We start from the raw sequence: 19,882 nt of genomic DNA, 5'->3' as shown, positions 1-19,882 counted from the left end.
GGGCTGTGCGGTGAGCGGGCCTCTGTGGTGAGCGGGCTTGCCCCGCGTTGGGTGGCGAAGCCGCCCCAAAACCTGGCACCGCGTTCTACCTGGCACGATGTGATGTTCTTGTTGGGGCTGCTGCGCAGCCCAGCGCGGGGCAAGCCCGCTCACCACGGGAAGCGCGCTCACCACAGAGGCTCGCTCACCACAGCAAGCCCCGTGTCAGAAGTCGACGGTGGCCGACAGCAGGTAGGTGCGCGGCGTCGACAGGGTCAGCCCCGGCTCGCTGTCATCCGATGCACCGGCCGAGCTCCAGTAGCGTTTATCGGCGACGTTCTCCACGTTCGCCCGCAGGGTGATGTGCTTGTCATCCACCTTGAAGCCATATCGTGCGCCGACGTCGAGGCGGTTCCAGGCGTCGATTTCCTTGACGTTGGACTGGTCCAGGTACTGTGAGCTGGAGTAGATGCCACGGCTGGTCAACGTCAGGCCTTCCAGGCCCGGCACGTCCCATTCGGCGCCGAGGTTGACGTTGTACTTGGGCGTCGCCGGCGCGCGGTTGCCGTCCCAGGTGCCATTGGTGGTGTCTTTGAGTGTGCTGTCGATGTACATCACCCCACCCAGCAGGCGGAAGCCCTTGAGTGGCTCGCCGAACACGCTCAACTCCACGCCGGAGTTCTCACGCTTGCCATTGGGCCCGAACAGCCGCGTGGTCGCATTGGTTTCATAGGCCGGCTGCTTGATGCGAAACACGGCGGCGGTCACCGCGAAGGCACCGGCATCGTACTTGGCACCCACTTCCACCTGGCGGCTGATGAACGGCGGGAAGATCTCGTCTTCGTTTCTCGAGGTCGACGGCGCGATCTTGCCCTGGCTCAGGCCTTCCATGTAATTGGCGTACAACGACAGCTTGTCGGTGGCCTTGAACAGGAGGCCGCCCGACGGCGACACCTTTTCTTCGTCATAGGCGGTGTCGCCTTTGATTCCGTCGCTCCAGTCAGTCACCTTGACCCGCTGCCAGCGCGCACCGAGGGTGAGCAACAGGCGGTCGTCGAAAAAGCCCAGGGTGTCGGACAAGGCCACGCCACTGAATTTGTTTTCGGTATAGACCTTGGGATCGAAGCGAGTCGGCCGTGACGGCGTCTGCGACTGCACCGGGTTGTAGAGATTGCTCGACGGCGCCGTATACCGCGCACCGCCGTTGGTGAAGTCCATGTCGAAGTAGCTGGCGGCCAGGTTGACCTCATGGCTCACCGGCCCGGTGTGGAACCAGTTGCGCACGCCGGCGGTATAGGTGCGCACGTTTTCATCACGGGTGAAGTCCCGCGGCTGCACGCTGAAATCGCCGGCCGCATTGGTCACTGAAACCGCGTGGCGCAGGAAGTCGTGGTTGCTTTTGCGCGCGCCCACGCCACCGTAGAGCATCACGTTGTCGCTGAGGTCGTACTCGGCGTTGACCGTACCAAAGGTGTCATTGGTGCGCGCCTTGCTCCACGACTGCGCATAGTTGCGGCGCACATCGTTGGCACTCGGTACCGGCGCAGCGGCCGCCACCTGCACGCGCTCCTGCGGGGCATCAGTGTCGCGCTCGGTATGGCCGATATCGGTGGAAAGGCGCAGGCGCTCGCCGCGAAAATCCAGGCCCAGCACGGCCATTTCGCGGTCGACGCTCTGGTGGTCCCAGGCGGTGTCGCCGGACTGCTTCACGCCGTTGAAGCGAATGCCGTACTGGTTGTCCTCGCCAAAGCGTCGGCCAATGTCGACCGCGCCGCCGGCCTGGCTGTCGGACGCCCAGTTGCCGGTAAACGAGTTGATGTCCTTGTCGGTGGCGCGCTTGGGCACCACGTTGATCCCGCCGCCGACGCTGCCACGCGGCGAGATGCCGTTGATCAACTGGCTCGGGCCTTTGAGGATGTCGACGCGGTCGGCCATTTCCATGTCGATGGTGTATGTCGGCAGCACGCCGTACAGGCCGTTGTAGGCCACGTCACTGTTGAAAAGGCTGAACCCGCGAATGGTGAATTGCTCGTAGCGCCCACCGGCCGGGTTGGTGGCGCGCACCGAGGGGTCGGCGCTGATCAGGTCGCCGAGGGTGCGCGCCTGCTGGTTCTTCACCGCTTCCTGGGTGTAGGTGGTGATGCTGAACGGGGTCTCCATGAAGTCCCGCGTGCCCAGCATGCCCTGCGCCGTGCGGCGCGCCACCTGGCCACCGGCGTAGGTGTCGCCGTCGTACAGGCCGGTGGTGCCGAGGATCGACGTGGGCGCCAACTCCAGGCTGCTGCCCTCCGGCACCGGCACCAGCATGTAGGCCTGCTCACCCATGGCTTGCAGTTGCAGGCCGGAGCCTTGCAGCAGGCGGGCAAAGCCCTCCTCCACGCCGTATTCGCCGGACAGGCCAGTGCTGCTGCGCCCGCTGACCAGCGCCGGGTCCACCGACAGGTTGACCCCCGACAGCCCGGCAAAACGCGTCAGCGCCGCACTCAGGCTGCCCGCCGGCACTTGGTAACTGCGGCGGACGGCGGTGTCTTCGGCGTAGCTGACGGCGGCGAAAAACGGGCTGGCGCTGAGGCTCAGCATCAGGCTCAGTTTGAGCAAGGGGCGGACTGCGGGCATTGGCGGAAGCTCTCGATGTTGTTCACTTGCCTGGAATGACAGGCGAGGTGAAAAAAAGGGACAGCCTTCAGCCAATTTTTTCGCTTACCACACTGCGATCGTTGAATCCGTCCTTGGCTCCGTTCCGCCGCACAATACACCACTGACCGGATCACGCAGGATGATCTGCCCACGCCCGTAGTCGGTGAGGTCGCTGACGATCTGCACCTGATGCCCGCGCCGCGCCAGGGCATTGGCCAGGTCACTAGAGGCACCGTGTTCGATGCCGACCTTCATGTCGCCCAGCCATTGCCAGCGCGGCGCGTCAAGGGCCGCTTGCGGGTTGAGGCCGAAGTCCACCAGGTTCATCACCATCTGCACATGACCCTGGGGTTGCATGTAGCCGCCCATCACGCCGAATGGGCCGAGGGCCTGTCCGTCCTTGGTGAGGAAGCCGGGGATGATGGTGTGGAAGGTTTTCTTGCCCGGTGCCAGGCAGTTGGCGTGGCTCGGATCGAGGCTGAATTCCTGCCCACGGTTCTGCAGGGCGATGCCGCTGTCGGGCAGCACCACGCCGGAGCCGAAGCCGTGGTAGTTGCTCTGGATGAACGAGACCATATTGCCCTCGGCATCCGCCGTGGCCAGGTACACCGTGCCGCTGGCATGGGGGTCGCCGGGCTTGGGCGGCTGCGCCTGTTCGCCGATCTGCCCACGGCGGCGGGTGCTATAGGCATCGCTGAGCAGGTCGGCGACGGCCACGCGCATGTGCAGCGGGTCGGTGATGTAGTGCAGGCCATCGCTGTAGGCGAGTTTCATCGCTTCCAACTGGCGGTGCCAGGTCTGCTGGCTGTCGCGGTGATCGAAGCTGAAGCCTTCGAGGATTTTCAACGCCATCAGCGCCACCAGGCCCTGGCCGCTGGGCGGGATTTCCCAGACGTCCACCCCCCGGTAGTTGATGTGGATCGGGTCCACCCATTGGGCGCGATAATCCTGGAGGTCGCTGGCGCGCAGGTAGCCGCCACTGGCCTTGGAATGGGCATCCAGGCGTTCGGCCAGGGCGCCGCGATACAGGCTTTCGCAACGGGTCGCGGCGAGTTCTTCCAAGGTGCGCGCCTGGGCCGGGTTGCGGAATATCTCACCGGCCCGTGGCGCACGGCCGTCGATCAGGAACGTGTCGAACCAGGCGTCCAGGGCCGAGTCGCGATGGGGGCTGAATTCATCCAGCGCGACCTGCCATAGCTGCGCGATCACCGGCGACAACGGGAAGCCGTCACGTGCCAGGCTGATAGCGGGTTGCAGCAACTCGGCAAACGGCAATTTGCCGAAGCGCTCGGACAGCTCGGCCCAGGCCGAGGGGCAACCGGGCACGGTGACCGGTGTCCAGCCATACAGCGGCATGCGGTCATGCCCCGCCGCCTTGACCGCCTCGATACTCAAGGCCGCCGGCGCGTGGCCGTTGCCATTCAGGCCGTGCAACCGGCCCTTGCACCAGACCAACGCGAACGCATCGCCGCCCAAGCCACAGCCGGTGGGCTCCACCACCGTGAGCGCGGCCGCCGTGGCAATCGCCGCGTCGATGGCGTTACCGCCCTGTTGCATGATCTGGATACCGGCCTGGGCCGCCAGGGGCTGGGACGCCGCAACCATGCCGCGACGGGCAAATACGCTTTGGCGTTGCGAGGGATAGGGGTACTCGTGAGCAGAAAATTTCAACATGGCAAAGGCTCTTCCACACAAGGTTTCGGGTCATAACACACGGCTGAGAAACGCTCGGGTCCGCGGGTGGCTGGGGTGGCTGAAGATCTGTTCCGGCGGCCCTTGCTCGATGAGTTCGCCCTGGTCGAGCACCACCACGCGGTCGGCGACTTCACGGGCAAAGCCCATTTCGTGGGTGACCACCACCATGGTCATGCCCTCCTCGGCCAGCTCCTTCATCACCTGCAGCACCTCACCGACGGTTTCCGGGTCGAGGGCGCTGGTGGGCTCGTCGAACAGCATGGCCTGGGGTTTCATCGCCAGGGCGCGGGCAATCGCCACGCGCTGCTGCTGGCCGCCGGAAAGCATCGACGGGTAGTGGCCGGCCTTGTCCGCCAGGCCGACCCGCGCCAGCAATCCACGGGCTTGCTCCAGGGCTTCGGCGCGCGGTGTGCCAAGCACCTGGATCGGCGCTTCGATGATGTTTTCCAGCGCGGTCATGTGCGGGAACAGGTTGAAACGCTGGAACACCATGCCGATGTCGCGGCGCTGACGCGCGATGTTGCGCTCCGAATCACGCACCAGGCTGCCGTCGCTGCGCTCGCGATAGCCCATGGCACGACCGTTGACGCGGATGCGCCCGCCCTGGATGTCTTCCAGCAGGTTGATGCAGCGGATAAAGGTGGTCTTGCCCGAGCCGGAGGCGCCGATCAGCACCACCACTTCGCCGCGCCGCACTTGCAGGGAGATGCCCTTGAGGATCTGCAGCGTGCCGAACGACTTGTGGATGTCCAGCGCCTCGATGATCAGTTCTTCACTCTGGTGCGCCATGGTTATCGTCCCCTCAGCAGTTTCAAGGTGCTGCGCCCGAACATGCGGCTGGACGCCGGTGGCGGCGCGGATGGCCGGTCGGACTGGCCGAAGCGCGCCTCCAGCCAGCGCTGGAAAAAACCCCACAAGGTGGTGAGCATCAAGAAGTAAATCGCGACCACCAGGTACAACTCGAACACGCGGAACGTCGCCGAGGTGACCATCTGCGTGCTGAGCAGCAACTCCTGCACGCCGATCACGCTGACCAGGGTGGTGTTCTTGAGCATCACGTTGAACTCATTGCCCAGCGGCGGCACGATCACGCGGAACGCCTGGGGCAGCACGATGCGCCGCATCAGCTTGGCAAAGCCCATGCCCAGGGAGCGCCCGGCTTCGTACTGGCCCTTGTCCACCGCACCGATGCCGGCGCGGATAATCTCGGCCATGTACGCGCCTTCGTTCAAGCCCAGGGCAATGATCGCCGCCTGGATATTGCCGGGGATGACCAGGCCGAACAGCGCGATATCCTCGAAGCGGAAAATCCCGCCCGCTGCCAACGCGGTGTACAGGAATACGATCTGCACCAGCAGCGGCGTACCGCGCATCAGCCACACATAAAAACGTACCGGCAAGTGCAACAGCGGGTTCTTCGACAAGCGCAGCAGCGCCGCCGCCAACCCCAGCACACAGCCCAGCAGCATCGCCGACACCGCGATCAGGCAGGTCAGCCACAGCCCGGTGAGGTACACCCCGCTCGGCTGCAACAGGTACTGCCAGAACACATCCCAATTGAAATTCATCGCCGGTGTGCCTCAGTCGAGTGTGTCGCTGCTGACATGCCACTTGTTCAGCAACTGGACGTAGCTGCCGTCGCTGCGCATGTCGCTGATCACTTGCTGCACGGCGGCGCTGAGTTGCGGATCATCTTTGCGCATGCCCAGACCGGTGAGGATGCGGCTGAACGCTGGCACGCCTTCCTGGAACAGCTCCGGGGCCATCGCCGCGTAATAACCGGCGGTTTCCACGGTGGTGCCGTAGGCATCAACCTGGCTGATGCGCAGGGCCTGGAAGGCGTCGGTATCGGTGTTGTACACCACCAGTTTCATCGGTGGTTTGCCGGCCTTGGCCAGGCTGTCGTTCTGCGCGTCCAGCAGGGTCTTGATGGTAGAGCCGTTGAGCACCGCGACCTTGTGCCCGGAGAGATCATCCAGGCTCTTGATGCCCTTGGGGTTGCCCTTGGGCACCACCACCGACTGGCTGGAATACATGTAGTTGACGATGTCGATCACCTGGCGCCGTTCGGGTTTGTCGAACAGTTGGTCGACAATCATGTCGCACTGCTGGGCGAGCAGCGCCGGCACCAGGCCAGAGAACGGAATCACCCGCCACTGCACCTGTTTGTCGCCCAGGCGCTTGGCGATCTCCAGGCCCAGGTCGACGGTGAGCCCGCGGGGTTTCTGTGCTTCATCGAAGGACACCAGAGGCGGTGAATCCATCCCCGAGCAATAGGTGAGTTTGTCGACGTTCTTCAGGCGCTCCGGCACCTGGGGCGCGGCGACGGCCCATTGGGTACAGAGGCCGAGGGAGACAGCCACCAGCAAGGCGCGGTGTTTATGCATGACCAGACACTCCAGTTCGTTGATTAACGGGGCAGGACTCAACGTCAACACACAGCAGGTGTTTCTTATTGTTGTTGTTCGCTTTGCAGGAACTGGATCAGCGCCGGCACGGTGCCTTCGATATGTTCGCGCACCACGGCTTCGGCGCGGGCGGCGTCACCGGCACGGATCGCGTCGAGAATCACCGCGTGTTCCTGGCGGGCACTGAGAGGTTTTTCGCCGTGTTGCAACCACAGGCGCATCGGCGCTTCGACCAGTGAGTACAGCGCCGAGATCTGCTTCATCAGGCGCGGGCGGCCACTAAGGCTGCACAGGTATTCGTGGAAGGCACGGTGGCGACTGACCCAGGCGGCGCTGTCGTCACGGTAGTCGTCCATCGCGTCGAGCAAGCGCTCCAGCGCGGCCAACTGGCGCTCGCCGATGCGCCCCACCGCTACGCGCACCGCCAGGCCTTCGAGGGCGCTGCGCATTTCGAACACTTCGTGCAGTTCATCGATATCCAGGCCGCTGACGATGGCACCGCGATTGGGCCGCAAGTTCACCAGGCCCTGGGCGTCCAGGCGGCGAAAGGCTTCGCGCACCGGCATGCGGCTCATGCCGATCTCGCTGGCGATGTCTTCGGCGATCAGACGGTCGCCTTTGCGGTAACGACCGCCGCAAATGGCATCGAGCAGGAAGTTGTAGGCCTCCTCCTCGGCAGTGAGGGGCTGGCGGTCAACGTAAGCGGGGGCAAATTGCATCGGCAGCACCTTTTGAATTTTTGTATCCAATTATCCATGGATACGAAAAAGCAGGATGTGTGCCAAGTGAAGTCATGATGAGCCAAGCGCTTGATTCGAATGAAATAGACCCGTTCGTCACCGGAAAACATGAAGCGATCGTGCAGAAGCCCGCTACCTAACCGCTCAGAAAACGCCCCATCAGTGGGCAGAAGTAACAAGCGAGGGCACGCCCGGGAATGCCTCACTCGCAGACGGCAGCTCACTCATGCGTATGACCGCCAGTGGACGGCCACACGCGGCCGCTCACTGTGGCCATTGCTCAAGCAGTATCGAGACGAATTTTTCCGCCGCAGGCGAAAGCGATGAGCCTCGGCGGTAGACCAAGCCCAAAGAACGGTTAACCACTGGCTCGATCAACGGGACGCTGACCAAGGTGGGATGATCATCAGCCGGCATGGCCAGGCTTGGCATCGCCGAAACCCCCAGGCCGGCCTCCACCAGGCCCAATGAAGTCGAAAGGTGCTGGACTTCATAGAACCATTGCGGCCGCCAACTCAAACCCGATAGAGCGTGGTCGAGCAGCATGCGGTTGCCGCTCAAACGCCCTACCCCGATAAGGCGGTAATCGCTCAATTCAGACCAGGTGACCGAACTGCGACCTGCCAGCTCGTGATCACGCCGGCACGCCAATACAAAGGGCTCACTGACCAATGGCACGAACTCAATGTCCGGATGCTGCCCACTCATCATGTTGATACCGAAGTCGGCTTCCCCGCGCAGTACCGCTTCAAGGCCCTCATTCGCACTCAAATCCAGCAGACGTATGCGGATTTTTGGATAGCGCTCGTTGTACAGACGGATCACTGAAGGCAGGAAATAGAACGCGGCGGTAGGGATACACGCCAGGGTTACACGACCGATCTGGCGTTCGGCCAGTTCACGGATATTAAGAATCGACTCGTCGAAGTCATCCAGCAACCGGCGCGCCTTGGGAAGAAAGTCACGCCCGACGCTGGTAAGGCTGACTTTGCGGGTGGTGCGATCCAGCAACGCCGTGCCCAGCCCCTCTTCCAGTTTTTTTATCCGCCGGCTGAGTGCAGGTTGAGACAGATGCAAAGCATCGGCCGCTTCGTGAAAGCTACCCAATTCGGCGATTTTCACGAAAGATCGGATGTCGTTTAGCTCATAGTCCATGTCCAGTCTCGTCAGCCAAGGAAATAGGGAAGTCGTTTAGCGCACTTTTATCATTCGCCAAACGCAATAATAACGTCAATTTTTGCATTGGAAACATTTTTCAAAGCTTGAGACTCTTGCTCCCAGAGCATCAATTACCTCGATTGATCAACAAGAGTCAGTATTATGCAAAGAATCCCCTGTGTGCTGATGCGCGGTGGTACCTCCAAAGGTCCGGTTTTTCTCGACTGGGATTTGCCGTCGTCCATCGAGGCCCGCGACGAACTGCTACTCAACCTGATGGGCTCCGGTCATGAACTGGAGATCGACGGAATCGGCGGTGGCAGCCCGCAAACCAGCAAGGTTGCGATTGTCAGCCCTTCACTGCACCCGGATGCGGACGTTGATTACTTGTTTGTCCAGGTGATGGTTTCGCAGCGCAGAGTCGACAGCGCACCTAATTGCGGCAACATGCTGTGTGCGGTTGGCCCGTTCGCCATCGAACAGGGCCTGGTCAAAGCCACCCCCGGACGCACCCGTGTGCGCATTCGCAACGTCAACACCGGGACCTTCATCCATTCCGAGGTGTACACACCGGATGGCAAAGTCAGTTATGAGGGCGATACCGCCATTGATGGTGTGCCCGGCACCGCGGCGCCGGTGCAACTGACCTTCCTGGATGCAGCCGGCAGCAAGACGGGCAAACTCTTTCCCACCGGCAACACGCAGGACGTCATTGATGGCATTGCGGTGACCTGTATCGACATGGCCATGCCCATGGTGCTCGTCGAAGCCAGTCAACTGGGCAAGCGTGGCGATGAGAGCCCAGCGGAACTGGACGCCGATAAAGAATTCCTGCGACGCCTTGAGACGCTGCGGCTGAAGGCCGGCCTGGCCATGGGCCTGGGCGATGTCAGCGGCAAAGTGATTCCCAAGCCGGTGCTGGTCTCGCCCGCGAAAGCTGGCGGTACGATTCAGGTTCGCTATTTCATGCCGCACAACTGCCACCGCGCGCTCGCCATTACCGGCTCGATTGGTCTGGCCACCGCGTGCGTGATAGAAGGCAGCATCGTCGCGCAGATGCTTGGCGGGGTCAGCACGCCGCGTCGTGAAGCGGTGCGTATCGAACACCCAAGCGGCGGGATTGATGTCGTATTGTCCTACACCGGCCGCAATGGTGAGACAATTCAAGCGTCCGTCGTACGCACCGCGCGCAGGCTGTTCTCCGGTTACGTCTACGCCACTGAGTCACAGCGCCTCGCCGGATAATTCCGGCGGTCGTTGGCATTTTTGCATCCGCACAATTCTAAAAATGGGTGATGCCATGAAAGTTGTTAAATCGCTCTACTTCCAGATCCTCTGCGCCGTGGTGCTGGGCATTGTGGTTGGGCATTTCTGGGCTCAGCAGGCCATCGCACTCAAACCACTGGGTGATGCGTTCATCAAGCTCATCAAGATGATGATTGCCCCCGTGGTGTTCTGCACCATCGTCACCGGCATCGCCGGAATGAGCGACAAACGCTCGCTCGGACGCCTGCTCAGCAAGACCATGCTGCTGTTTTTTGGCCTTACGGTGATCAGCCTGGTCATTGGCCTGGTGGCGGTATACGTGTTCCAGCCGGGCGTCGGCATGAACATTGATCCCACCCAACTGAGCACCAAAGGCTTGGCCCAGTACACCGAGTCGGCGGCAAAGCTTGGGGTTGTGGAGTTCTTCATGCACATCATCCCCGAAACCTTCGTGGGTGCCTTCAGTAAGGGGGAAGTGCTGCCGGTGCTCTTTATTGCGGTGTTATCCGGGTTTGCCTTGTCATCCCTGGGCGAGCGTGGCAAGCCGGTACTCGACGTACTCGAAGCCGCTTCGCAGATGGTCTTCAAGATCTTCGCGTACCTGATGCGTTTTGCCCCGGTCGGAGCCTTCGGCGCCCTGGCGTTCACCGTGGGTCAGTACGGCATCACTTCGCTGGGTTCGCTGGCGAAGTTGATCATGACCTTGTACATCGCCTGCGGCTTCTTCGTGTTCGTGATCCTGGGCAGCATTTGCCGTAGCAACGGCTTCAGCCTGTGGAAACTGTTGCGCTACTTCCGTGAAGAATTCCTGGTGGTGCTGGGCACGTCCTCCACGGAACCGGTCATGCCACGCATGCTGGAAAAACTCGAAGCGCTGGGCTGCAAGAAAGGCGTCGTGGGCCTGGTACTCCCCACCGGCTACTCGTTCAACCTGGACGGTACGGCCATTTACCTGTCGTTGGCGGCGATTTTCATTGCCCAGGCCTGCAACATTGACCTGAGCCTGACGCAAATCATCACCATGCTGGCGATCATGCTGTTGTCCTCCAAAGGTGCCGCCGGCGTGACGGGCAGCGGGTTCGTCGCGCTCGCTTCGACCTTGACGGTCATTCACGACATCCCGTTGGCCGGCCTGGCGCTGCTGATCGGGGTTGACCGCTTCATGTCCGAGGCGCGCGCCCTGACCAGCCTGGCCAGCAACGCCGTCGCGACGGTAGTGATTTCCCTATCGGAAAATGCCTGCCATCGCGAAACGCTGCACCGGATGCTCGACGCAAAACCCTCTGCGACGCCGGTAGAAGCCTGGGAAGACCTGAAAGTCCCCAAGCGCGTTTAACAATCACCGGGCAACGCCCCTCCCTGACTTGACCCCTCCTCCGCCAGGCGTCTTTGGCCGCCCGGCGGATCAGGGCGCGTGCGCCTCGGCGTCAGCCACTATTACGATAACAACAAGAGAATCGTCCTATGCTCGCTTTCCTTGGCCTGGCCATGGTGGTCGTATTTACCGTCCTCATCATGACGAAGCGTTTGTCGCCAATCGTCGCGCTCACCGTTGTACCTATCGTCTTCGCGGTGATTGGCGGTTTCGGTGGCACCACCGGCAAGATGATGCTCGACGGCCTGAAAATGGTCGCACCGTCTGCCGCACTGCTGTTGTTCGCGATCCTGTTCTTTGGCCTGATGATCGACGCAGGCTTGTTCGACCCGCTGATCCGCAAGATCCTCAAGCGGGTCAATGGCGACCCGATGAAGATCGCGGTCGGCACTGCCCTGCTGTCCTTGCTGGTCGCACTCGACGGCGACGGCACCACGACCTACATGATCACCTGCGCAGCGATGCTGCCGCTGTATAAGCGCATCGGCATGAACCCGATGATCCTGGCGACCATTTCCATGCTGTCGCTGAGCATCATGAGCGGCATGACCCCCTGGGGCGGCCCCGCGACACGGGCTATTGCCGCGCTGGGCCTGGATGCCGGCGAATACTTCGTGCCGTTGCTGCCGACCATGATCGGCGGCGCCCTGTGGGTGATCTTCACCGCCTTCCTGCTGGGACGTGCCGAGCGCAAGCGGATCGGCAATGTCCAACTGCAGAGCGGTGGCGGCGATTGCTACATCAACGCGATTCTTGAGGACACCCCCCACAAGCGTCCGAAACTGGCCTACGTCAACCTGGTGCTGGTCATTGCGGTGATGGCGGCCCTGGTGATGGGGTTGATGCACTCCGCGATCCTGTTCCTGATCGGCTTTGTGCTCGCGCTGATGATCAACTACCCGCAATTGGACATTCAGAAAGAACGCATCCTGGCGCACTCGGGTAACGCCATGACCGTGGTGTTGCTGGTATTCGCCGCCGGGATCTTTGCCGGGATTTTTTCCGGCACAAAGATGGTGGACGCCCTGGCACAGACCCTCGTCGACTGGATCCCGCCATCCTGGGGCCACCTGTTTCCATTGGTGGTGGCGATCACCAGCATGCCGCTGACGTTCGTGCTGTCCAATGACGCCTACTATTTTGGCGTGGTGCCGATCCTGGCCAATGCCGCCGCGGCGTATGGCATCGACCCGGTTGAAATTGCGCGCGCCTCGATCCTGGGGCAACCCGTCCACCTCATGAGCCCGCTAGTGGCCTCGACCCTGTTGCTGGTGGGCATGGTCGATCGCGATATCGGCGACTTCCAGAAGGCCACCGTCAAATGGGCAGTGCTGACCTCGCTGGTCGTCACCGCGCTGGCCTTGTTGACCGGGGCCATCAGCCTGTTCACCTGATCCACCCACAACCTCTGCTGTCTTTCAGCGCGCCTCGCTCACGGGGCGCGTGTCGCCCTGCACCCCAAATAACAACAAAGAGTCATTTGCCATGAACCCTATGTATGCCCGTCGGGCTTTGTTTTGCGCGTTAGGCCTGGTACCCGTCGCAGGAGCCAACGCCGAAGGTTTTATTGATGACAGCAAACTCAAGCTGCAACTGCGCAACGTGTATTTCAACGAGAACTTTCGCGACGAGCACGGCTTGAGTGCGCGAGCCGCCAGAACGGCAAAAAGCGAGCGTACCGAGTGGGCCCAGGGATTTCTGCTGGACTATCAGTCCGGATTTACGCCGGGCACCCTCGGCTTTGGCGTGGACGCCCTGGGGCTGTATGGCGTGAAGCTCGATTCAGGGCGCGGCCGCAGTGGCACCGGGCTCATGCCGGTGCACGATGACGGGCGAGCGGCCGACGAGTTCGCCAGCGCCGGCGCAACCGCAAAGGCCAGGTTCGCCAAAACCACGGTCAAGTACGGCACCTTGCTGCCCAAGACGCCGGTGCTGATTTACAACGATGCACGCTTGTTACCCCAGACCTACCAGGGCACCCAGGTCAGCAGCACCGACATCGACAACCTGACCGTCACCGGCGGGCACCTGGACCGTTTCAAACTACGCGACTCCACCAACAGCGTGCCGATCGTGCCCGACGGCTACAGCGGGGAAAAATCGGGAGATTTCAACTACGCCGGGGCTGAGTACAAATGGGGCAAAAACCTTCGCTTGAGTTATTTCTACGGGGAACTCGAGAACTTCTACCGACAGAACTTTGCCGGCATCCAGCACGACCTGCCACTGGCCGGTGGTGTGCTGACCAGCGACCTGCGCTACTTCAACAGTGTTGATAGCGGCGCTGGCTACGCGGGCAAAATCGACAATGACATGTTCAGCGGCCAGTTGTCCTACGTGATCGCAGGCCATACCGTCGGAGGGGGCTACCAGACCCTTCGCGGAGATGCCGGTCTGCCCTACATCAGCGGCGCCACCGTCTACTCATTCAGCAACGCCGGTATCGGCAAATTCATCGAGGAGGACGAGAAGACCTGGATGCTCAACTACGGCTACAACTTCGCCGCCGTCGGCGTACCCGGCCTGACCTTCTCGGCACGCTACCTGAGCGGCAATGACGGCAAGTCCACGACCACGGTCAAGGAATGGGAGCGTGATACCGAGCTGGCCTACGTGGTGCAGGCCGGCACGTTCAAGGGGCTGGGGGTGCGTATGCGCAACTACGTCTATCGCTCTGAATTCTCCCGGGGCCGCGATAGCAACCGCCTCTACCTCACCTATGACATTGCCCTCTGGTAAGTCGACGATCGCGGCCCTTGCGGCCGCTTTCCTTCAGGTTAAGGTGAGGACATCCCAACATGCAGTTCAAGAACAAATACTGATTCTGCCGGTGACCCTGCCCGTTCATGGCCTGCTCAACTGGAGCGCTTACCTGTTCAAGGACAAGGCATTGTGATATCACTGCTTCCAAGGCCGCGGCCTGAAGCGGCGGTTCTGGAGAGCGGTCGATGAGGGTATTTGGCCTGGCAATACTCATCCCAACATGCGCCGTCAGCTATCTCATCTGCACGGGTGACACAGCAATAGCGCTGGCGGCCAGCTTCTTGTTCTATCTCAGTGCGGTCCTGCTCTACATGTATCCGTCGGTTTGCGTAGCCCTCCTCCACCCTGATCCTCCCCGTGCCTTACTCACGAAAAATCTCCTTGCGGGCTGGACCGTCATCGGCTGGTTCAAGGCCTATCGTTGGGCCCTTGCCGAACTGCGCCAACACGAAGCAAATGCACTCAAGCGCGGAGATAGAAAGTGATGGCCTATTGGCACTTCTTCAAAAGGCGCAGGTCAATCGTGCATCACTACCCACGTTAGTACGTCATCATGCACAGCTGGAAGAAAATATCGCTGACCGAGGGTCTGGAGCGGAGCCTGCCGGGGCACAAGGTCGATTGCGTTCTGATCAATGGCTGGACTGCTACCGTCTTTGTCAGGTCGCCAGAAACCGAATCAATGTTTTGTACAACGGGTATCAACCTGGCCAAGCTTGCAGACCGCTCGAGCGTGCAGCAGCTTGCAGACGAGATAACATTTGAGATTGATATGTCCAGGACCAGGAGCGCCGGCTAGCGCTCCCCCTGCTTGATCATTCAATTTCGCTGCAACAAGGTGTTAGGCGCGACGCCGAACGCTTTGCGGAACGCATGGCTGAAATGGGAGAAGTCAGAAAACCCGAAGTCCAGCGCGGCCTGCGAGATACTGCGCACCTGGCCGCGCTCGATCGCTTCACGGCTGGCATTCAGGCGTTCCCTCCAAATCTCGGCGGCGGGGGTTTTCTGGTACCGCGCGAACGCGCGCGTGACGGTGCGGGTGGACACATTGTGGGCTTGAGCGATGACCTCAATCGACAGGTCCGGCTCGGCCAGATGCCGTTGGATGTACTGCATGATGCGGCCGTAAAGGTCCAGTTCCTGGTGAGTGGCCTTCAGGTCCTGGAGTTCCAGGCTGATCACCAGAAGGTCGAGCAACGCCTCTGAATAGCGACTGGAGATGCCCTGATCCTGCAAGGATGCCGGGGTAATCGCTGCTTGGCGCAGCATTTCACGCAAGGGAATCACGCCGGGCCGCCGATCATCGAGAACCATCGCGGTGTGCTCCGCAATACGCGGCAGGCGTTCAGTCAGCAATGCCCGCGGAATACGCACCAGGTGATTTTCGGTACCACCGAGGCTGAATCGGAACGGTTGCGTTGCGTCATAAAGAAACAAATTGCCAGTGGCCAGGCTGGCTTTTCTTCCGCTCTGTTCAATTTGCCCATGACCGTTCCGGGCGAACCCCAGCCATAAATCGTCGGCCGGACCGCTACGCAGATGTTGCGCGGAACGCTCCCAGTAATGCAGGGGCGATGACAGTGAACAGATGTCCAGACGGCCTAAGGTATTGACCGCAAGCACACCATCGAAACTGCTCTGGGACAAGGGTTTGCTATCGGCCGCCAGGCAATGGCGGCAGACCACTTCTTTCCAGTAATCAAAGCGACGTGGTGCAGCAACAGCAAGGGTCGAATACTGAGTGCTTGGATTCATGGCACTGACCTCGGTACGGCAATACAGTTAGAGCTCGAAAAGGTGTTACCGGCTTTTCAGCGCTAGCAATTAATAGGCCAGACACATTGACGGTCGCCCTCACGTACTCATAGCGACTTCCTGCGCCCGAGCGTCCCCAATAAGAGGCAAACAGGCCTGGGCTTTCGACACGGGCGCACCAACGCCGATCACCGGAGGGGTCCCCCCCGGGGTTGTCTTTTCCAACCAAACGGTTGTCTCGACGAACCAAGCGGCCTCTCGCCGTCACGCCTAATTTCCACCTCACAGCAGCTCAACCCCCGCTGATGAGGCACGCCATGCATCGACACTGTTCACACCCTTTGGCTGATGCCTCCTGGCTCCTGCACAGGCGCGACCTCGTGCCTGAAGAGTCGGCTTATTGGTTGATCGAGTGGGGGGCCATGAAGCTGCTGCGCCGACGACAGACCGCCAAGCGCGACCCGTCGCCCAAGCACTGATGCCCACCCGTAGGCCTGAACGAAAATAACGAGGAGCTCAACATGGAATCTGCAATCGACACACATCTCAGATGCCCACGCACCCTGTCGCGCCGCGTGCCCGACGAGTACCAGCCGCCCTTTGCCATGTGGGTTGCACGCGCCGACGAGCAATTGGAACAGGTGGTGATGGCCTACCTCGGCGTGCAGTACCGAGGGGAAGCGCAACGCGAAGTCGCGCTCCAGGCCATGCGTCACATCGTCGGCAGCTTCAGCCTGGCCGATGGCCCGCAGACCCATGACGTGACCCACCACACCGACAACAGCGGCTTTGATAACTTGATCGTGGTCGGCTACTGGAAAGACCCGGCTGCTCACTGCCGCTGGTTGCGCTGTGCTGCGGTCAACGACTGGTGGGCCTCCCAGGATCGCCTCAATGACGGGCTAGGCTATTTTCGTGAAATCAGCGCACCGCGCGCCGAGCAGTTCGAGACACTGTACGCCTTCCAGGACAATCTACCTGGTGTCGGCGCCGTCATGGACAAGACCAGTGGCGAAATCGAAGAGCACGGTTACTGGGGCTCGATGCGCGACCGCTTTGCGATCTCCCAGACCGACTGGATGAAGCCCACGAGTGAGCTGCAAGTGATCAGCGGTGATCCTGCCAGGGGCGGCCGGGTGGTGGTGCTGGGGCATGACAACCTCACGCTGATTCGTTCCGGCCAGGACTGGGCGGACGCCGAGGCGGATGAACGCTCGCTGTACCTCGACGAAATTCTACCGACGTTGCAGGACGGCATGGACTTCCTGCGTGACAACGGCCAGCCGTTGGGCTGCTACAGCAACCGGTTCGTGCGCAATATCGACCTGGACGGCAATTTTCTCGACATCAGCTACAACATCGGACACTGGCGCTCGGTGGAAAAACTCGAGCGCTGGGCCGAATCCCACCCGACCCACCTGCGTATTTTCGTGACGTTCTTCCGCGTGGCCGCCGGTTTGAAAAAGTTGCGGCTGTACCACGAAGTGTCAGTGTCAGACGCCAACAGCCAGATCTTCGAGTACATCAACTGCCATGCGCACACCGGAATGCTGCGCGATGCCGCTGCCGCACAAGGAGAACGGCCATGAAATTGAGTCGAGTCGTGTTGGTGCTGGGGATGTTGCCGTTTGCCAAAAGCCAGGCCCTCGAGGTCGCGCCGGGGGATTTCGAACCGCTGCCCGCCGGGGCCGATGCGGTGTTGTTTTACTACCAGCACGCCAACCGGTCCGAGCTGTATCAGAACGGCCATCGAACCTCCGACAACGCCAAGCTCAGCTCCGACGTAGGCATCCTGCGTTACATCCATGCCATAGGCCTTGGCGAAAACCTTTCATGGGAACCGCAGATCTTGCTGCCGTTCGGCTACATGAACGCCTCTGGCGACGTCGGCGCGCTGGGTGATGCACATGGCCTGGGTGACCCGATTCTCACCGCCCCGCTCAAGTGGACACTCCCCACCGCCAACAAGGATGTGTTTGCCCTGGCCCCCTACCTGTACATCCCCGTGGGCAGCTACGACAAAAACGACGCCTTGAACCTGGGCGAGAACCGCTGGCGGGCAACGTTACAAGCGGCCTATATCCACCACTTCTCAGCGCAGTGGGCATTGGACACCGTCGCCGACGTGTCCTGGGTTTCGACCAATCACGACTACGGTACCAGCAGCGCGAAACTCGAAGAAAACACGCGCTACGAGTACCAGGCCGCCGTGCGCTACAACTGGACCCCAAGCACCACGTTCGCCCTCGGTGGAGGCTATGTCACCGGGGCCGCAACCAGCATCGACGGCGTTGACCAGCACGATGGCGTGTCGACGTCCTACGCACGTTTCACAGTCACGCACTTTATTGATCCCACATTGCAGGTACAGGCGCAGCTCGGCAGGGATATCGAGGTGGAGCAAGGCTTCAAGGAAGGCGCGCGCCTGAATCTGCGCGTCTTGAAAGTGTTCTGAATGCCGCTGTCCTTTTCAGCCAAGTGCGTGTCCTGCTCAACCATGCGAATACGGTGATAGACGCCTAATTTGGTGTACATCACCACCCGGACTGAATCGATAAAAAGACAGGAAAATCATGGCCATTACTCGTCCCACGCTGGATCAGCTGTTAGCCATCGCGGCCCAGTTGAACATGCGACTGACCCAGGAACAGGCAGCGTCCTATCTGGATCTGATGCAACCAAGTTTCGATGCATACGATCTGGTCGACGAACTGTGTGATTTCGTTCCGCCGATACGTTACGAGCGCAGCTCAGGCTATCGCCCCTCGGCCAAGGAAAACCCGCTCAACGCCTGGTACTACCGGACTGAAGTGAATGGCGCCCGTGGCGGCCTGCTGGCCGGTAAAACCGTCGCGCTCAAAGACAACATCGCCCTGGCCGGCGTCCCGATGATGAACGGCGCCGCACCGCTGGAAGGTTTTGTACCGGGTTTCGATGCCACCGTGGTCACACGTCTGCTCGATGCCGGCGCGACCATCCTCGGCAAAGCCACTTGCGAACACTACTGCCTGTCGGGCGGCAGCCATACCTCTGACCCAGCCCCGGTACACAACCCCCATCGTCACGGGTATGCCGCCGGCGGGTCGTCATCGGGCAGCGCGGCCTTGGTCGCCGCCGGTGAAGTCAACATCGCCGTGGGCGGCGATCAAGGCGGCTCCATCCGCATCCCGTCGGCCTTCTGCGGCACCTATGGCATGAAACCGACCCATGGCCTGGTGCCCTACACCGGCATCATGGCGATTGAAGCGACGATTGATCATGTCGGTCCCATCACCGCCAACGTGCACGACAACGCGCTGATGCTGCAGGCCATGGCCGGTTCCGATGGCCTCGACCCACGCCAGGCGGCGCCTCAGGTCGATGACTATTGCAGTTATCTGGCGCGGGGGGTGAGCGGGCTCAGGATCGGTGTGTTGCAGGAGGGGTTCGCGCTGGCCAATCAGGATCCGCGCGTGGCGGACAAGGTGCGCGACGCTGTCGCCCGTCTCGAGGCGTTGGGCGCCCATGTCGAGACAGTGTCCGTTCCCGAACACAACCTGGCAGGTTCGTTGTGGCACCCCATCGGTTGTGAAGGCCTGACCATGCAGATGATGCATGGCAACGGCGCAGGCTTTAACTGGAAAGGCTTGTATGACGTCGGCCTGCTGGACAAACAGGCCGGCTGGCGCGAGCAGGCGGACCAATTATCCGCGTCGCTCAAGCTGTGCATGTTCGTCGGGCAGTACGGCCTGACCCACTACAACGGGCGGTATTACGCCAAGGCACAGAACCTCGCCCGCTTTGCCCGGCAAGGCTATGACAAGGCCTTGCAGAGCTATGACTTGCTGGTGATGCCGACCACGCCCATCACTGCCCAGCCCCACCCGCCGGCGGGCTGCGCGATCACTGAATACGTGGCCCGCGCCCTGGAAATGATCGGCAATACCGCGCCACAAGACATCACCGGGCATCCGGCCATGTCGATTCCCTGCGGCCTGGTGGACGGGCTGCCCGTCGGGTTGATGCTGGTCGCCAGGCACTACGCCGAAGGCACGATCTACCAGGCCGCGGCGGCGTTCGAAGCCGCGGTGGACTGGCGCACGCTCTGAGCGCCCAACCTGAAAACA

General features: G+C 61.3%; 16 protein-coding genes. 8 read left to right on the top strand and 8 right to left on the bottom strand.

Annotated features, from left to right (window positions below):
* Nucleotides 1-204: 204 nt before the first annotated feature.
* From NL123_RS10420 to NL123_RS10390, 7 genes are all read right to left on the bottom strand, one after another.
* Nucleotides 205-2,595, bottom strand: a complete 2,391-nt coding sequence (locus NL123_RS10420; protein WP_494357704.1) for a TonB-dependent siderophore receptor — start codon at nt 2,593-2,595, stop codon at nt 205-207.
* A gap of 84 nt (nt 2,596-2,679) precedes the next feature.
* Nucleotides 2,680-4,290 (bottom strand): gamma-glutamyltransferase family protein, encoded by a 1,611-nt coding sequence (locus NL123_RS10415; protein WP_494357703.1) that lies wholly within the window; start codon nt 4,288-4,290, stop codon nt 2,680-2,682.
* Nucleotides 4,291-4,320: 30 nt separating this feature from the next.
* Nucleotides 4,321-5,100 (bottom strand): amino acid ABC transporter ATP-binding protein, encoded by a 780-nt coding sequence (locus NL123_RS10410; RefSeq protein ID WP_494357702.1) that lies wholly within the window; start codon nt 5,098-5,100, stop codon nt 4,321-4,323.
* Nucleotides 5,101-5,102: 2 nt separating this feature from the next.
* Nucleotides 5,103-5,879 (bottom strand): amino acid ABC transporter permease, encoded by a 777-nt coding sequence (locus NL123_RS10405; RefSeq protein WP_058426249.1) that lies wholly within the window; start codon nt 5,877-5,879, stop codon nt 5,103-5,105.
* 12 nt (nt 5,880-5,891) lie between these two features.
* On the bottom strand, nt 5,892-6,698 hold the full coding sequence (locus NL123_RS10400; RefSeq protein WP_494357701.1) for an ABC transporter substrate-binding protein: 807 nt from the start codon (nt 6,696-6,698) through the stop codon (nt 5,892-5,894).
* A gap of 65 nt (nt 6,699-6,763) precedes the next feature.
* Nucleotides 6,764-7,438 carry a GntR family transcriptional regulator gene (locus NL123_RS10395; protein ID WP_494357700.1) on the bottom strand — a complete coding sequence of 225 codons (675 nt, stop codon included), beginning with the start codon at nt 7,436-7,438 and terminating at the stop codon, nt 6,764-6,766.
* A gap of 285 nt (nt 7,439-7,723) precedes the next feature.
* Nucleotides 7,724-8,614 carry a LysR family transcriptional regulator gene (locus tag NL123_RS10390; RefSeq protein ID WP_071492172.1) on the bottom strand — a complete coding sequence of 297 codons (891 nt, stop codon included), beginning with the start codon at nt 8,612-8,614 and terminating at the stop codon, nt 7,724-7,726.
* Nucleotides 8,615-8,779: 165 nt separating this feature from the next.
* Between NL123_RS10390 and NL123_RS10385 the strand changes: the two genes are divergently transcribed.
* The 5 genes from NL123_RS10385 to NL123_RS10365 all read left to right on the top strand — a co-directional run bounded on the left by NL123_RS10385 (nt 8,780) and on the right by NL123_RS10365 (nt 14,506).
* Complete coding sequence (locus tag NL123_RS10385) at nt 8,780-9,862, top strand: 4-oxalomesaconate tautomerase (RefSeq protein ID WP_248482733.1); 1,083 nt, start codon at nt 8,780-8,782, stop codon at nt 9,860-9,862.
* Between the two features lie 43 nt (nt 9,863-9,905).
* Nucleotides 9,906-11,219, top strand: coding sequence for a dicarboxylate/amino acid:cation symporter (locus NL123_RS10380; protein WP_248482735.1), 1,314 nt, complete (start codon nt 9,906-9,908; stop codon nt 11,217-11,219).
* A gap of 128 nt (nt 11,220-11,347) precedes the next feature.
* On the top strand, nt 11,348-12,652 hold the full coding sequence (locus NL123_RS10375; RefSeq protein ID WP_248482737.1) for a CitMHS family transporter: 1,305 nt from the start codon (nt 11,348-11,350) through the stop codon (nt 12,650-12,652).
* Between the two features lie 100 nt (nt 12,653-12,752).
* Nucleotides 12,753-13,997, top strand: coding sequence for an OprD family porin (locus NL123_RS10370; protein ID WP_494358293.1), 1,245 nt, complete (start codon nt 12,753-12,755; stop codon nt 13,995-13,997).
* A 209-nt stretch (nt 13,998-14,206) separates the two neighbouring features.
* Nucleotides 14,207-14,506, top strand: coding sequence for a superinfection immunity protein (locus NL123_RS10365; RefSeq protein ID WP_248482741.1), 300 nt, complete (start codon nt 14,207-14,209; stop codon nt 14,504-14,506).
* A gap of 334 nt (nt 14,507-14,840) precedes the next feature.
* Here the strand turns inward: NL123_RS10365 and NL123_RS10360 are convergent, their stop codons facing one another.
* Nucleotides 14,841-15,776 (bottom strand): AraC-like ligand-binding domain-containing protein, encoded by a 936-nt coding sequence (locus NL123_RS10360; RefSeq protein WP_248482743.1) that lies wholly within the window; start codon nt 15,774-15,776, stop codon nt 14,841-14,843.
* A gap of 521 nt (nt 15,777-16,297) precedes the next feature.
* Here NL123_RS10360 and oxdA point away from each other — a divergent pair.
* The 3 genes from oxdA (at nt 16,298) to NL123_RS10345 (ending at nt 19,864) form a co-directional block, all read left to right on the top strand.
* The gene (gene oxdA, locus NL123_RS10355) at nt 16,298-17,365 is read left to right on the top strand and encodes an aliphatic aldoxime dehydratase (protein WP_494357699.1); all 1,068 of its coding nucleotides are present in this window, start codon (nt 16,298-16,300) and stop codon (nt 17,363-17,365) included.
* Nucleotides 17,362-18,231, top strand: a complete 870-nt coding sequence (locus NL123_RS10350) for a transporter (RefSeq protein WP_248482747.1) — start codon at nt 17,362-17,364, stop codon at nt 18,229-18,231. The genes oxdA and NL123_RS10350 overlap by 4 nt, the downstream gene beginning before the upstream one ends.
* A gap of 118 nt (nt 18,232-18,349) precedes the next feature.
* Nucleotides 18,350-19,864, top strand: coding sequence for an amidase (locus tag NL123_RS10345; protein ID WP_494357698.1), 1,515 nt, complete (start codon nt 18,350-18,352; stop codon nt 19,862-19,864).
* The last annotated feature ends 18 nt before the right edge of the window (nt 19,865-19,882 follow it).

The sequence above is a fragment of the Pseudomonas sp. FBCC-B1565 genome (assembly GCF_059133265.1).
The sequence above is the reverse complement of the archived record's forward strand: the minus strand, read 5'-3'. Positions and strand labels throughout refer to the sequence as shown.

Excerpts from the sequence above, each read along its gene's own strand:
- NL123_RS10365 (WP_248482741.1), top strand. The coding sequence starts at position 14,207 with ATGAGGGTATTTGGCCTGGCAATACTCATCCCAACATGCGCCGTCAGC.
- NL123_RS10380 (WP_248482735.1), top strand. The coding sequence starts at position 9,906 with ATGGGTGATGCCATGAAAGTTGTTAAATCGCTCTACTTCCAGATCCTC.
- NL123_RS10400 (WP_494357701.1), bottom strand. The coding sequence starts at position 6,698 with ATGCATAAACACCGCGCCTTGCTGGTGGCTGTCTCCCTCGGCCTCTGT.
- NL123_RS10410 (WP_494357702.1), bottom strand. The coding sequence starts at position 5,100 with ATGGCGCACCAGAGTGAAGAACTGATCATCGAGGCGCTGGACATCCAC.
- NL123_RS10360 (WP_248482743.1), bottom strand. The coding sequence starts at position 15,776 with ATGAATCCAAGCACTCAGTATTCGACCCTTGCTGTTGCTGCACCACGT.
- NL123_RS10415 (WP_494357703.1), bottom strand. The coding sequence starts at position 4,290 with ATGTTGAAATTTTCTGCTCACGAGTACCCCTATCCCTCGCAACGCCAA.
- NL123_RS10370 (WP_494358293.1), top strand. The coding sequence starts at position 12,753 with ATGTATGCCCGTCGGGCTTTGTTTTGCGCGTTAGGCCTGGTACCCGTC.
- NL123_RS10405 (WP_058426249.1), bottom strand. The coding sequence starts at position 5,879 with ATGAATTTCAATTGGGATGTGTTCTGGCAGTACCTGTTGCAGCCGAGC.
- NL123_RS10420 (WP_494357704.1), bottom strand. The coding sequence starts at position 2,595 with ATGCCCGCAGTCCGCCCCTTGCTCAAACTGAGCCTGATGCTGAGCCTC.
- oxdA (WP_494357699.1), top strand. The coding sequence starts at position 16,298 with ATGGAATCTGCAATCGACACACATCTCAGATGCCCACGCACCCTGTCG.
- NL123_RS10345 (WP_494357698.1), top strand. The coding sequence starts at position 18,350 with ATGGCCATTACTCGTCCCACGCTGGATCAGCTGTTAGCCATCGCGGCC.
- NL123_RS10395 (WP_494357700.1), bottom strand. The coding sequence starts at position 7,438 with ATGCAATTTGCCCCCGCTTACGTTGACCGCCAGCCCCTCACTGCCGAG.
- NL123_RS10385 (WP_248482733.1), top strand. The coding sequence starts at position 8,780 with ATGCAAAGAATCCCCTGTGTGCTGATGCGCGGTGGTACCTCCAAAGGT.
- NL123_RS10350 (WP_248482747.1), top strand. The coding sequence starts at position 17,362 with ATGAAATTGAGTCGAGTCGTGTTGGTGCTGGGGATGTTGCCGTTTGCC.
- NL123_RS10390 (WP_071492172.1), bottom strand. The coding sequence starts at position 8,614 with ATGGACTATGAGCTAAACGACATCCGATCTTTCGTGAAAATCGCCGAA.
- NL123_RS10375 (WP_248482737.1), top strand. The coding sequence starts at position 11,348 with ATGCTCGCTTTCCTTGGCCTGGCCATGGTGGTCGTATTTACCGTCCTC.